Source organism: Pandoraea sp. NE5 (assembly GCF_024363545.1).
GTDB classification, from domain to species: Bacteria; Pseudomonadota; Gammaproteobacteria; order Burkholderiales; family Burkholderiaceae; genus Pandoraea; species Pandoraea cepalis.
The window spans coordinates 3,252,607-3,265,564 of record NZ_AP025517.1; the positions used below are offsets into that span (position 1 = coordinate 3,252,607).

Sequence of the window (12,958 nt, forward strand, 5' to 3'; positions counted from 1 at the left end):
GAGAAATCCATGAAGCTGATGAAGACTGCGATTGCCGGCATGGCTGGCATTCTGTTTGCCGCTGGCGCGATTGCGGGCGAAATTACGGGTGCAGGCAGCACGTTCGCCGCGCCGATCTACACGAAGTGGGCTGACGCCTACCAGAAGGCGACCTCGAACAAGGTCAACTATCAGGGCATCGGTTCGTCGGGCGGCATCAAGCAAATCCAGGCCAAGACTGTCGATTTCGCAGGTTCGGACGCTCCGCTGACGGACGAAGAACTGGCCAAGCAAGGCCTGTTCCAGTTCCCGACGGTGGTTGGTGGCATCGTGCCGGTGGTCAACGTGCCGGGCGTGAAGGCGGGCGAGCTGGTCCTGTCGGGCCCGGTGCTGGGCGACATCTATCTGGGCAAGATCAAGAAGTGGAACGATCCGGCCATCGCCAAGCTGAACCCGAAGGTCAAGCTGCCGGATACGGATATCGCCGTGGTTCGCCGCGCCGACGGTTCGGGCACGAGCTTCGTGTTCACGAACTATCTGTCGAAGGTCAATGCCGAGTGGAAGAGCAAGGTTGGCGAAGGCACCACGGTGAACTGGCCGACGGGTACGGGCGGCAAGGGTAACGACGGCGTCGCCGCTTTCGTGCAACGCCTGCCGGGCGCGATCGGTTATGTCGAGTCGGCCTACGCCACGCAAAACAAGCTGACGTACACGGCACTGACGAACGCCGACGGCAAGACCGTTGAGCCGACCACGGAAACGTTCGCCGCGGCAGCTGCCAAGGCCGAATGGTCGAAGACGTTCTACCAGATCCTGACCAACGAGAAGGGCGACAAGTCGTGGCCGATCGTGGCTGCCACCTTCGTGCTGGTGCACCAGAAGGCTGACGCCGGCAAGGAAGCACAGGGCGCCGACGTGCTGAAGTTCTTCGACTGGTCGTTCAAGAATGGCGAGAAGACCGCCAAGGAACTGGACTACATCCCGCTGCCGGAAGCGGTGCTGAAGCAAATCCGTGCAGGTTGGAAGGCGAAGGTTGCCGAGTCGGCCCACAAGGCCGGCATCTAAAGCAGCCTTGCTGGCCCGAGGCAATGCACGGTTGCATTGCCTCGGGCCTCAACCCGGCATTATCCGCGCCGCCTGTTCCGAAGCCCGACCTCTGATCTGGCAACGGCAGGCGGCGCGCTCACGCTGAGACGACATCATGGCAGAAGCCACCCGCCCCCTCGCAACAGCAGGCGCGCAGCGCGCTCCGTCTTCCGTTGGCGACTTTCTTTTCGCGCTGCTCACCCGCGCGGCCGCGCTCATTACGCTGCTCTTGCTCGGTGGCATCATCGTGTCGCTGATGTACAGCGCACTGCCGTCGATTCAGAAATTTGGCTTCGCCTTCCTGTGGACGAAGGAATGGGATCCGCCCGCCGATCACTTCGGCGCGCTCGTGCCGATCTACGGCACACTCGTCACGTCGCTCATTGCGCTCATCATCGCGGTGCCGGTCAGCTTCGGCATTGCGCTGTTCTTGACTGAACTCTCGCCCGTATGGCTGCGCCGCCCGCTCGGTACGGCCATCGAGCTGCTCGCCGCCATCCCGAGCATTGTCTACGGGATGTGGGGTCTGCTGATCTTCGCCCCGATCTTCAGCCAGTACTTCCAGAAGCCGCTGCAGACGCTGCTCGGCAACGTCCCGGTCATCGGCGCGCTGTTCCAGGGACCGCCGCTGGGCATCGGTATTCTGCCCGCCGGTGTGATCCTCGCGATCATGATCATTCCGTACATCGCCTCGGTCATGCGCGACGTGTTCGAAGTCACGCCCGTGCTGCTCAAGGAGTCGGCCTACGGCATTGGCTGCACCACCTGGGAGGTGATGTGGCGCGTGGTGCTGCCCTTCACGAAGACGGGGGTGATCGGTGGCGTCATGCTGGGGCTGGGCCGCGCGCTTGGCGAGACCATGGCCGTCACCTTCGTGATCGGCAACACGAACCTGCTCGACAACGTATCGCTCTATTCGCCGGGCAACAGCATTACCTCGGCGCTCGCCAACGAGTTCGCCGAAGCCGGCCCGGGGCTGCATACGGCCGCCCTGATGGAGCTCGGCCTGATTCTGTTCTTCATCACCTTTGTGGTGTTGGCGCTGTCCAAGCTCATGCTGTTGCGCCTTGAGAAAAGCGAAGGTAAATAATGACCCAACAAGCGCTCGAACTGGAAACCCCAGCCGTGAAGCCGACCGACGCCGTGACCCGCGTGCGGCTGCAAGCTTACCGTCGCCGCAAGAACATTTTTGCGATCGCGATGTCGCTCGCGGCCATGGCCTTCGGCCTGATCTGGCTGCTGTGGATTCTCTACACCACGCTCTCGCTGGGCATCGGCGGTCTGTCGCTGTCGCTGTTCACTGAAATGACGCCGCCGCCGAACACGGCTGGCGGGGGGCTCGCCAATGCCATCGCGGGCAGTGTCGTGATGGTCGGTGTGGCCACGTTCCTCGGCACGCCACTGGGTATTCTGGCCGGGGTGTACCTGGCCGAGTACGGTCAGAAGTCGTGGCTCGCGAGCCTCACCCGCTTCATCAACGACATTCTGCTCTCGGCGCCGTCGATCGTGATCGGCCTGTTCGTGTACGCGCTGGTCGTGGCACAGATGGGGCACTTCTCGGCGTGGGCCGGCATTGTGTCGCTCGCGCTGCTGCAGATCCCGATCGTGATCCGTACGACCGAGAACATGCTCAAGCTCGTGCCGAACAACTTGCGTGAGGCCGCGTTCGCTCTGGGCACGCCGAAGTGGCGCATCATCGTCAAGATTACGCTGAAGGCGTCGATCGCCGGTATCGTGACGGGCGTGCTGCTCGCCGTGGCGCGTATCGCGGGCGAGACGGCACCGCTGCTGTTCACGGCGCTGTCGAACCAGTTCTGGTCGATGAACCTGAATCAGCCGATGGCCAACCTGCCGGTCACGATCTTCAAATTTGCCATGAGCCCGTTTGCGGAGTGGCAGTCGCTCGCCTGGGCGGGCGTGTTCATCATCACCCTCGGGGTGCTGCTGCTGAACATCCTGGCGCGCACGCTGTTTGCCAAGAAGTAAGCGGCAACGCGAGACGATACAACGCGACGACACCACGCATACCTGACGGTTAAGACGACCATGACGAATCCGACGCAAGACATCAAACTGCCCTCGAAGATTGAAGTCAATAACCTGAACTTCTTCTACGACAAATACCACGCGCTCAAGAACATCAACCTGCGCATTCCCGACCGCAAGGTCACGGCGTTCATCGGCCCATCGGGCTGCGGCAAATCGACGCTGCTGCGCACGTTCAACAAGATGTACGCCCTGTACCCGGAGCAACGCGCCGAGGGCGAGATCAACATGGACGGTGAAAACCTGCTGACCTCGAAGCAGGACATTGCGCTGCTGCGCGCGAAGGTCGGCATGGTGTTCCAGAAGCCGACGCCGTTCCCGATGTCGATCTACGACAACATCTCGTTCGGTGTGCGCCTGTTCGAAAAGCTCTCGCGCTCGGAAATGGACGACCGCGTGGAGTGGGCGCTGACCAAGGCGGCGCTGTGGGGCGAAGTCAAGGACAAGCTGCAACAGTCGGGCTACGGCCTGTCCGGCGGTCAGCAACAGCGACTGTGCATTGCGCGCGGCATTGCGATCCGCCCGGAAGTGCTGCTGCTCGACGAGCCGTGCTCGGCGCTCGACCCGATCTCCACGGGCCGTATCGAAGAGCTGATCGCCGAACTCAAGGACGACTACACCGTGGTGATCGTCACGCACAACATGCAGCAGGCGGCACGTTGCTCGGACTTCACCGCCTATATGTATCTGGGCGAATTGATCGAATTCGGGGAAACGGAGAAGATCTTCATCAAGCCGGACCGTAAAGAGACCGAAGACTACATCACCGGCCGTTTCGGTTGATGCCCACGAGGAATTTCGATATGAACGACAAACACCTTTCCAGCCAGTTCGACTCGGACCTGAATCAGCTTTGCTCGCGCGTTCTTGAAATGGGCGGCCTGGTCGAATCGCAGCTCGTGACGGCCATGCGGGGGCTCAACACGTTCGACCGTGCTCTGGTCGACGAAGTGATCGCCACCGAGCAGCGCCTGAACACCATGGAAGTCGAGATCGACGAAGAGTGCAGCAAGATCATTGCCCGTCGCCAGCCGACCGCGCGCGATCTTCGCCTGCTGCTCTCGATCTCGAAGTCGATCACCAACCTCGAGCGCGCAGGCGACGAGGCCGAGAAGATCGCCAAGCGTACCCGTCACCTCCTGGAAGACGGCGCGGCGCAAACCGTGAACTTCGCCGAGATCAAACTCTCGGGCGACATGGCCGCTCAGTTGCTGCGCCGCACGCTCGACGCGTTTGCGCGTCTCGACATCGTGGCCGCGGCCGAGATCGTGCGCGACGATAAGGCCATCGACAACGAATTCCGTGGCTTCGTGCGCAAACTGGTGACCTACATGATGGAAGATCCGCGCACCATCTCGGCGGGCCTGGAATTCCTGTTCATCGCCAAGGCGATCGAGCGCATCGGCGATCACGCGAAGAACATTGCGGAATTCATCATTTACATTGTCAAGGGCACCGACGTCCGGCACATTTCGCGCGAAGACCTGCAGCGCCAAGTGCAAGGCGAATGAACGGCCCGACATCATTGAAGGTTTGAGAGGAAACCGATGCCCAGCAGCATTCTGATCGTGGAAGACGAGCCAGCGATTTCCGAGCTGATCTCCGTTAATCTGCAACACGCGGGTCACTATCCGATTCGGGCCTACAACGCCGAGCAGGCACTCACGCTGATCAGTGACGTGCTGCCCGACCTGGTGCTGCTTGACTGGATGCTGCCAGGCAAGTCAGGCGTGACGTTCGCACGAGAGCTTCGGGCAAACGAGCGCACCAAGCACGTGCCGATCATCATGCTCACCGCCCGCAGCGAAGAGCAGGACAAGGTGATGGGCCTGGAGATCGGCGCGGACGATTACGTCACCAAGCCGTTCTCGCCGAAGGAACTGATGGCGCGGATCAAGGCCGTGCTGCGACGCCGTGCGCCGCAGTTGACCGAAGACGCGGTGAGCGTGAACGGCCTGAAGCTCGATCCGGCGACGCATCGCGTTACGAGCCATCAGTCGAGCGGCGACATCAAGGTGGATTTGGGACCGACGGAATTCCGCCTGCTGCACTTCTTCATGACGCATCCGGAGCGCGTGCACAGCCGCTCGCAGTTGCTCGACCAGGTGTGGGGCGATCACGTGTTCGTGGAAGAGCGCACGGTGGACGTGCACATCAAGCGTCTGCGCGCCGCGCTCAAGCCGGCCGGCCACGATGCTATGATCGAGACCGTACGCGGCAGCGGCTACCGTTTGACGAAGTCGGCTTGAGGCATCGCGCCTCGCCTTCGGGCGAGGCCTGCCGTGCCAATGCCGCCCTTGTCCCATGGGGCGTGGGCGGCAAAACCCCTGTGCATCGTCTATGAATATCATCTGGGCCCGTGCGCTGACGCTCCTGATCCTGCAAGCCTTCATCTCGACGGCCATCGGCTGGTTCTTTGGCGCGAGCGTGGGCTATATCGCGGCCATCTTTCTGCTGGTCACACAAGTCCTCTTCAACGTCTATCACGCCCAGCGCCTCTGGCGTTTGCTTGACGCCCCAGTCTATGGTGAGGTGCCGAGTGCACTCGGGTTGTGGGGGGAAATCTATTACCGGCTGCACAAGCTGGCCAAGCGCTGGCATAACCAGGTCAAGCAGGTGGAACAACAGCACGCTCGCTTCATCCAGGCGATCCAGGCATCGCCCAACGGCGTGATCATGCTCGACGAGCACAACCAGATCGAGTGGTGCAATGCGATTGCCGAGTCGCATTTCGGTATCGACGCCAAGCGCGATCTGCGTCAGCAAATCACGCATCTCCTGCGCACACCGGCCTTTGTGCACTACCTGTCGTCGGAGCGCTACGACGAGGCGCTGCTCATGCACCACATGGGCGAGAAGCGCAACAACGTGCTGTCCATGCAGGTGTTCCCGTATGGCGACCATCGCAAGCTCATGATTTCGCTCGACGTCACCGATCTCGAACGCACCGACTCGATGCGCCGTGACTTCGTGGCCAACGTCTCGCATGAACTCAAGACGCCACTGACCGTGCTCTCCGGATTTCTGGAGACGGTCGGCGAGCTGCCGCTCTCGCCCGAGGAGATCCAGCGCTATGTCGAGATCATGCGCCAGCAGGCCTCGCGTATGCAGAACATTGTGAACGATCTGCTCACGCTGGCGAAGCTCGAAGGCAGCGGCAAGCCGCCGCCGGACGAGCGCATCGATATGGGCATGCAGATGCGCTCGCTACGCAGCGACGCCGAAGGGCTCTCGCAGGGGCAACATGTGATCGAAGTCACGCAGGCCGACGGACTCGATTTGCGTGGCGCCGAAGGCGAGCTGCACAGCGCGTTCAGCAATCTGGTGAGCAATGCGGTGCGCTACACGCCGCCGGGCGGCAAAATCCGCATCGAGTGGGGGCCGACGGACGACGGCGGTGCCCGCTTCGCGGTGACCGACTCCGGGCTGGGGATTCCGGCGGAACATATTCCTCGGCTCACAGAACGCTTCTACCGTATCGACCGCAGCCGATCGCGCGATACGGGCGGTACCGGCCTCGGCCTCGCGATCGTCAAGCACGTGCTGACGCGCCATCAGGCCGATCTGAAGGTGACGAGCGAGGTGGGGCGCGGCAGCACGTTCGCCATTCAGTTTCCGCCCACGCGCGTGACGCAGCGCGCGCCGGTCGACGCCGCTGCGCCACGTTTGACCGTAGACGGCTAAACCTGGGCGACTTGGCGCGCACGGTACACGCGCACGGCTGACCGATGACCGATGACCGGTCAGGTCAGCCGCGCGTACCGGTCTGCACGTGCTGGGCGAGTTCCTGCATCAAAGCCATCTGGCTGTTGAACGGCCTTTTGCCCGGCTTGCGACGCACGTAGGTGCCGTCCGGACGCATCAGCCACGCGGCGGTGTTGTCACGCAGGGGCACCATCAGACCCTCGCGAATCACGCGGGCCTTCAGGCGCTTGTCTCGTACCGGAAAGGCCACCTCCACGCGACGGAAGAAGTTGCGCTCCATCCAGTCGGCGCTTGAAAGCATGACTTTCTCGTCGCCGTTCGCGTAGAAGTAATAGATGCGATGGTGTTCGAGAAAGCGCCCGACGATCGAGCGCACGGTAATGTTCTCGGAAAGGCCCGGTACACCGGCGCGCAGCGAGCACACGCCGCGCACGATCAAATCGATTTTCACCCCCGCGCGCGCCGCTTTGTACAGTTCGGCAATGATCGTCGGTTCGAGCAGCGCATTCATTTTCGCGATGATGCGGGCTTTCTTGCCGGCCGCGGCCGCTTCCGTCTCGTGCCGGATCGCCTCGAGCAGATGCGTGTGCATCGTGAACGGCGATTGCCACAGGCCCTGCAACTGGGTCTGCCGGCCGATGCCTGTCAGTTGCTGGAAGACGATGTGGACGTCGGCGCACAGCGCCTCGTCGGCGGTCATCAGGCCGAAGTCCGTGTACAAACGGGCCGTGCGCGGGTGATAGTTGCCGGTGCCGAGGTGGACGTAGCGTTTGAGGAACGTCTTCTTGCCCTGACGCGTGCGGCGCACGACGAGCAGCATCTTCGCGTGACACTTATGACCGACCACGCCGTAGACCACGTGAGCGCCGACCGCTTCGAGCTGTGCTGCCCAGTTGATGTTGGTCTCTTCGTCGAAGCGCGCAAGCAGCTCCACCACGACCGTGACTTCCTTGCCGTTGCGGGCCGCCTCCATCAGGGCATCCATCAGCGCGGATTCGTTGCCGGTACGGTAGATCGTTTGCTTGATGGCCACCACGTCAGGGTCGCGAGCGGCTTGCAGCAGCAGCTCCAGCACCGGCTGGAAGCTGTCATACGGGTGATGCAGCAGCAGGTCGCCCTGGTCGATGAGGTCGAATATCGCGGGCGACGCGCTCATGCGTTTGGGCAGCGCCGGCACGAACGGCGCGAACTTGAGGTCCGGGCGGTCGACCATCTCGGGCAGCGGCATCAGGCGCACGAGGTTGACGGGGCCCTTGACGCGGTAGCAGTCCGAGTCAGTCAGGCCGCATTCCGTTTGGAGGCGTCGCACGAGGCGCGACGGCGTGCCGGCATCGACTTCGAGACGTACGGCGTCGCCGAGATGGCGGGCCGGGAGTTCGCCTTGCAGCGCGGTGCGCAGGTTGGTGATTTCGTCCTCGTCGACGAACAGATCGCTGTTGCGCGTGACGCGGAACTGATGGCAGCCTTTGGCCGTGAGTCCTGGGAACAGTTCACTGGCGAAGCGCAGCATGAGCGAGCTGAGCAGCACGAAGCTGTTCGGCAAGGGGGCGAGCCCTGGCGGCATGGGAACCAGCCGGGGCAGGGCGCGCGGGGCCTGGACGATGGCGAGTTCGGCGTCGCGTCCGAAGGCGTCTTTGCCTTCGAGTTCGACGGCGAAGTTCAGGCTCTTGTTGAGCACGCGTGGGAACGGGTGTGCGGGATCGAGCCCGATCGGCGTGAGGACCGGCACGAGTTCGCGCAGGAAGTAGTCGCGGGCCCATTCGACCTGGGCGTCGTTCCACTGGCCGGACGGGTGAAACGCGATGCCTTCGGCTTCGAGGCAGGGCAGCAGGCTATCGAACATCGCGTACTGCTTTTCCACCAGCGCTTGCGCCCGGGCGCAAACTTGCGTGTAAACTTGCTGGAACGTCATGCCGTCGGGTGTGAGCATGCCCGGATTTTCGCGCATCTGCTCCTTCAGCCCGGCGACGCGGATTTCGAAGAACTCATCCAGATTGCTACTCACGATACAGACGAAGCGAAGGCGTTCCAGCAGCGGCGTTGCGGGGTCGGCTGCCTGGGCGAGTACGCGTTCATTGAACGCCAGAATGCCCAGCTCGCGGTTGAGCAGCGGATAATTCATGGTGACCGTGCGAAAGACATGGGATTGGCGTGAATTCTTCATCCGTATTGTTACAGTTATATGACGTTCACATTTGTCAACGACGTGTCATATTCGATTTGTAGCGTATTCGTCATTTATTTGTCGAGTGCGCGTCATGCTTTTCGTGTGATACGTCCTCCACTCCGGCACCCTTCGCTCAGGCGCATCCCGACATGAGTACTCCCTCGCCCTTGTTAGCGGCCGTCGATCTCGGCTCGAACAGTTTTCGCCTGATCATCGGCCGCGTGGAGGAAACGTCCGCCGGCACGCAGATCTATCAGGTCGATGCGCTGCGCGAGCCGGTTCGGCTGGCGGCGGGCCTGAACGACGAGAAGTACCTCGATCATCCGTCGCAGCAACGCGGCTGGGACGTCCTCAAGCGCTTTGGCGAGCGGCTGCGGGGCTTTCATCCCGACAAGGTCCGCGCGGTGGCCACGAACACGCTGCGTGTCGCCAAGAACGCCGACGATTTTCTTGGTGAGGCACAGCACGCGCTCGGGTTTCCCATCGAAGTCATTGCCGGGCGGGAAGAGGCGCGCCTGATCTATGCGGGTGCCGCACACTCGGTGCCGACGTGCCAGGGTAACCGACTTGTCGTGGATATTGGGGGGGGCTCCACCGAATTCATTATCGGGCAGGATTACGAGCCGCTCATCATGGAGAGCCTGTATATCGGCTGCGTGAGTCATAGCCGGCAGTTCTTTCCCAGCGGCAACGTCGACGAATACGCGATGAAGCAGGCCGAACTGGCCGCTCGTCGCGAGATTCAGATCATTGCGGCGACTTATCGTGACGCCGCCTGGTCGCAGGCGATCGGCTCGTCGGGAACGGCACGTGCGCTGGCCGAATTGCTCGAAGCCAATGGGTTCAACGACGGCGGTTTGCACGGCCTCACGCGCGGTGGGCTCGAGCGCCTCAAGCGCGCGCTTATCAAGGCGGAGAACGCCAACCGCCTAAAGCTGGCGGGGCTCAAGCAAGATCGAATTCCGGTGCTGCCGGGCGGCCTGTCCATCATGTTGTCCGTCTTCAATGAACTCGAGGTCGAGCATATGGAGACGACCGACGCCGCGCTGCGGCTCGGCGTGATGTACGACTTGCTGGGGCGTACCCAGCATCAGGATATGCGGGCGGTGACCGTCGAGCAGTTCGTGCGTCGGTATGGCGTGGACCGTGCACAGGCCGAGCGTGTAGGACGCCTGGCGATTCGGCTGTATCGCCAGTTGCCGGTCGAGGCGGTCGAGGTGCTCGAGGACGACGGCGCGGCGGGGGAACTGGACGACGGTCGCGGGGAAGGCGAGGCGTTGCTCAACTGGGCGTCGTCGTTGCACGAGATGGGATTGTCGATCTCGCACAGCGCGTACCACAAGCATTCGGCGTATATCGGCAGCAATGCGGATATGCCGGGCTTTTCGCGCCCCGATCAGGCGCGATTGGCCGAGCTGTTGCTGGGGCATGTCGGCAAGCTGGGCAAGTTGGCCTCACAGGCGCAGCAGGTCGATTGGCAACTGTTGTTCTGTCTGCGCCTGGCGGTATTGTTCTGTCGCCGCCGCACGGATGCGTTGCCGGACGCCATCGAGGTCAAACGGCTTGGCGATGGCTTCATGGTGTCGGTGGCACGCGCGTGGATCGACGCCAATCCGCTGACCGACTATAGCCTGCAGCGTGAGGCGCAGGAGTGGGAGAAGATCGGCATGCGCTACAAGGTCGTGTACGCCTGACGCATGAGGGCCAGCCCGCCTGTTGAGGGCGAGGGGGGGGCAAACGACGAAGCCCGGCATCTGCCGGGCTTTTTTGTGTCCGTTGGCGGGACGGACGACTTGGGCGGAGGCGGCAGGCGTTCAGGCCTGTTTGAGCTTGTTCAGCAGTTCCGCGCCAAGAAAATGGCGTGCGTAGCGCGGGTTGATGTCGGACAGGCGGAACAACGTGAGGAAGTCGGCGGTGTTGAAATCGGGGTCCCAGGCCGGGGCGCCGCAAATACGGGCGCCTAGGCGCAGGTATCCCTTGACCAGGGCGGGCGGCTCGACCTCCAGCGTCGATTGCAGCTCGCTCACCGGCAGCGCGATGCGCGGCACGGCCTGGTACTCGGCCGGCGCCATGGCGGTGTCCTGCAGCTTGCGATAGAGGCTGGCGGCGTAGTGGCCGCCGTCGGCCATCGGCACGCTGGCGCAACCGAGCATCGTCTCCAGGCCGTTGCGCAGCATATACTCGGCCAGACCGCTCCAGAGCGCCATGATGACGGCGCCGTTGCGGTATTCGGCATGCACGCACGAGCGGCCGGTTTCGAGCATCTTCGGGCGCAGATGGTCCAGCCGGGAGAGATCGAATTCCCCTTCGGAGTACAAACGGCCAAGGCGCTTGGCCTGACCCGGGGGCAGTACGCGGTAGGTGCCGACCACCTTGAGCGAGTCCTGATCGCGTACGATCAAGTGGTCGCAGTATTGGTCGTACTCGTCGACATCCAGGCCTGCGGGGCCCTTGACCGACGCGCCCATTTCTTCGGCAAAGACGTGGTATCTCAGGCGTTGGGCTTCCCGAAGCTCGCTTTCGTCGCGTGCCCACGCCACACCCAGATTCGGCTTGAGAGGCGTTTCAGGGCGAGGAAGACGCCTCCGCGAGTTGGGGGTCAACGAAGAGAGCGGCATGGTGGGGTTCGGCAGGTCGCGCATAAAGGCCCTTTGTTTGACGGTCGCGTTGCGACGTACTTTAAAAAGCATCAATGTCGATTCCGTGAACGGTAGGTGACAATTCTATGGCAAAACTTCCGGTGTCATGATGTCAGGGCGCGTTTTGGGCGCCTTGCGCCAGCCAATTCACGGGGGGAAGGAGAGGGAGGCGCCGCCGTCGCCTTCGGTTTAGAGCAGGTCGGGATTGACGACGGCGCGCACGACCACCTGGCTCTCGTCTTCGCGGCGGCGTGAGGAGAGCCACCAGATGCCGGCCTTCTTGATCGTCCAGTAGGCTTCCTGGCCGGTCAGCAGCAGGGCGGCGAGTTGGCCGAGGGCGGGTTGGTGGCCGACGAGCACGACCGTCTGGACATTGCCGGGCCAGCCGATCGTCCCCAGCAGCGTCATGGCGTTCGCGCCGGGGGCGAGATCGTGCACGATGCGTGGTTTGGGGGTAAGCGCCTGAGCGGTCTGGACCGCCCGCAACGCAGGGCTGGAGAGGATAAGGGCGTCTTCTGGGAGACGCGGGCGCAGCCATTGGGCGGCCTTTTCGGCCTGTTTGCGGCCACGGTCGGTGAGCTCGCGGGCCAGATCGGCCTGGGCACTGAGGGCGAGGGAGGCAGGCAGGTTTTCGGCGTCGGCGTGACGCCAGAGAATCAGGTTCATCGACACAGGTTCGGACATGGTGAACCTCCCACTATGACGGGGTTTCGTGGCGACGGCATGACCGTCGGCGAGCCGCTGCGAGACGACTATTGTGCCAGCGGTGGATGGAAAAATGCCGACGCGGCGCACATTGATTTGACGCGGTGCGCCGAACCCACTAGAATGCGTGCTCTTCGTCGGAGCGTAGCGCAGCCTGGTAGCGCATCTGATTTGGGATCAGAGGGTCGTAGGTTCGAATCCTATCGCTCCGACCACTAAATTCAAGGGGTTGGGACAGGCAACATCTATTGTCCCTATTCTCTGCCCTTGCAATTTCCCAACGGCATTAACGACAACGTCTTGCGCGTGTGCATGCGCCGCGTGGTTCGTTATGCGTGTCCCTGCCGCGCGCTGGGCATGCCATTTGCGCGCCATGACGGTCTCTTGCCTCCATGTTGATTAGTAATCCAATGTAAATTCACGCGACGGTCGTGGACGCGCATCGCGTATCTCGCATTGTCGAATGACTTAACCGCCGAGCGAGGCTTCCGGTTGGGATGTATCCGATATTCATACGAGCGGGCTAATTGGCTCGGGGCGACTGCGCTAGCCGCGCAGCGGCCTTGAGCCGCCCCGTGACGTCGGTGTGCATACGTTCTGGCGGTTTGACGAAACGTGCTGGCCTTGCAAA

At 62.5% G+C, this 12,958-nt stretch carries 11 protein-coding genes and 1 tRNA gene; 9 read left to right on the plus strand and 3 right to left on the minus strand.

What is annotated here, in order from left to right; genetic code table 11:
- The first annotated feature begins 9 nt into the window (after positions 1–9).
- The 7 genes from pstS (at position 10) to phoR (ending at position 6,795) form a co-directional block, all read left to right on the plus strand.
- On the plus strand, positions 10–1,044 hold the full coding sequence (gene pstS, locus PanNE5_RS14805; protein WP_017231900.1) for a phosphate ABC transporter substrate-binding protein PstS: 1,035 nt from the start codon (positions 10–12) through the stop codon (positions 1,042–1,044).
- Between the two features lie 136 nt (positions 1,045–1,180).
- Positions 1,181–2,155: a phosphate ABC transporter permease PstC gene (gene pstC / locus PanNE5_RS14810; RefSeq protein WP_017231899.1), complete on the plus strand. Its 975-nt coding sequence runs from the start codon at positions 1,181–1,183 to the stop codon at positions 2,153–2,155.
- A complete protein-coding gene (gene pstA / locus PanNE5_RS14815; protein ID WP_017231898.1) occupies positions 2,155–3,051 on the plus strand; it encodes a phosphate ABC transporter permease PstA in 897 nt (298 codons plus the stop codon). The genes pstC and pstA overlap by 1 nt, the downstream gene beginning before the upstream one ends.
- A gap of 60 nt (positions 3,052–3,111) precedes the next feature.
- A complete protein-coding gene (pstB, locus tag PanNE5_RS14820; RefSeq protein ID WP_017231897.1) occupies positions 3,112–3,894 on the plus strand; it encodes a phosphate ABC transporter ATP-binding protein PstB in 783 nt (260 codons plus the stop codon).
- A 20-nt stretch (positions 3,895–3,914) separates the two neighbouring features.
- A complete protein-coding gene (gene phoU, locus PanNE5_RS14825) occupies positions 3,915–4,622 on the plus strand; it encodes a phosphate signaling complex protein PhoU (RefSeq protein WP_017231896.1) in 708 nt (235 codons plus the stop codon).
- Positions 4,623–4,658: 36 nt separating this feature from the next.
- The gene (phoB, locus tag PanNE5_RS14830; RefSeq protein ID WP_017231895.1) at positions 4,659–5,360 is read left to right on the plus strand and encodes a phosphate regulon transcriptional regulator PhoB; all 702 of its coding nucleotides are present in this window, start codon (positions 4,659–4,661) and stop codon (positions 5,358–5,360) included.
- Between the two features lie 91 nt (positions 5,361–5,451).
- The gene (gene phoR / locus PanNE5_RS14835) at positions 5,452–6,795 is read left to right on the plus strand and encodes a phosphate regulon sensor histidine kinase PhoR (RefSeq protein WP_017231894.1); all 1,344 of its coding nucleotides are present in this window, start codon (positions 5,452–5,454) and stop codon (positions 6,793–6,795) included.
- 64 nt (positions 6,796–6,859) lie between these two features.
- Here the strand turns inward: phoR and ppk1 are convergent, their stop codons facing one another.
- On the minus strand, positions 6,860–8,980 hold the full coding sequence (ppk1, locus tag PanNE5_RS14840) for a polyphosphate kinase 1 (RefSeq protein ID WP_261938235.1): 2,121 nt from the start codon (positions 8,978–8,980) through the stop codon (positions 6,860–6,862).
- Between the two features lie 152 nt (positions 8,981–9,132).
- Between ppk1 and ppx the strand changes: the two genes are divergently transcribed.
- On the plus strand, positions 9,133–10,677 hold the full coding sequence (ppx, locus tag PanNE5_RS14845; RefSeq protein ID WP_261938236.1) for an exopolyphosphatase: 1,545 nt from the start codon (positions 9,133–9,135) through the stop codon (positions 10,675–10,677).
- Between the two features lie 120 nt (positions 10,678–10,797).
- Here ppx and PanNE5_RS14850 read toward each other — a convergent pair whose 3' ends face one another.
- Together PanNE5_RS14850 and PanNE5_RS14855 are read right to left on the minus strand one after the other, a co-directional pair.
- Positions 10,798–11,625, minus strand: coding sequence for a GNAT family N-acetyltransferase (locus tag PanNE5_RS14850; RefSeq protein WP_261938237.1), 828 nt, complete (start codon positions 11,623–11,625; stop codon positions 10,798–10,800).
- Between the two features lie 186 nt (positions 11,626–11,811).
- Entirely contained in the window at positions 11,812–12,288 is a 477-nt protein-coding gene (locus tag PanNE5_RS14855; RefSeq protein ID WP_026131589.1) for a SixA phosphatase family protein, read from the minus strand.
- A 177-nt stretch (positions 12,289–12,465) separates the two neighbouring features.
- Between PanNE5_RS14855 and PanNE5_RS14860 the strand changes: the two genes are divergently transcribed.
- Positions 12,466–12,542 (plus strand) — tRNA-Pro (locus PanNE5_RS14860).
- The last annotated feature ends 416 nt before the right edge of the window (positions 12,543–12,958 follow it).

Coding starts and splice junctions, on each gene's coding strand:
- PanNE5_RS14850 (WP_261938237.1), bottom strand. CDS start 11,625: ATGCGCGACCTGCCGAACCCCACCATGCCGCTCTCTTCGTTGACCCCC.
- pstS (WP_017231900.1), top strand. CDS start 10: ATGAAGCTGATGAAGACTGCGATTGCCGGCATGGCTGGCATTCTGTTT.
- pstB (WP_017231897.1), top strand. CDS start 3,112: ATGACGAATCCGACGCAAGACATCAAACTGCCCTCGAAGATTGAAGTC.
- phoR (WP_017231894.1), top strand. CDS start 5,452: ATGAATATCATCTGGGCCCGTGCGCTGACGCTCCTGATCCTGCAAGCC.
- phoU (WP_017231896.1), top strand. CDS start 3,915: ATGAACGACAAACACCTTTCCAGCCAGTTCGACTCGGACCTGAATCAG.
- ppx (WP_261938236.1), top strand. CDS start 9,133: ATGAGTACTCCCTCGCCCTTGTTAGCGGCCGTCGATCTCGGCTCGAAC.
- PanNE5_RS14855 (WP_026131589.1), bottom strand. CDS start 12,288: ATGAACCTGATTCTCTGGCGTCACGCCGACGCCGAAAACCTGCCTGCC.
- phoB (WP_017231895.1), top strand. CDS start 4,659: ATGCCCAGCAGCATTCTGATCGTGGAAGACGAGCCAGCGATTTCCGAG.
- pstC (WP_017231899.1), top strand. CDS start 1,181: ATGGCAGAAGCCACCCGCCCCCTCGCAACAGCAGGCGCGCAGCGCGCT.
- ppk1 (WP_261938235.1), bottom strand. CDS start 8,980: ATGAAGAATTCACGCCAATCCCATGTCTTTCGCACGGTCACCATGAAT.
- pstA (WP_017231898.1), top strand. CDS start 2,155: ATGACCCAACAAGCGCTCGAACTGGAAACCCCAGCCGTGAAGCCGACC.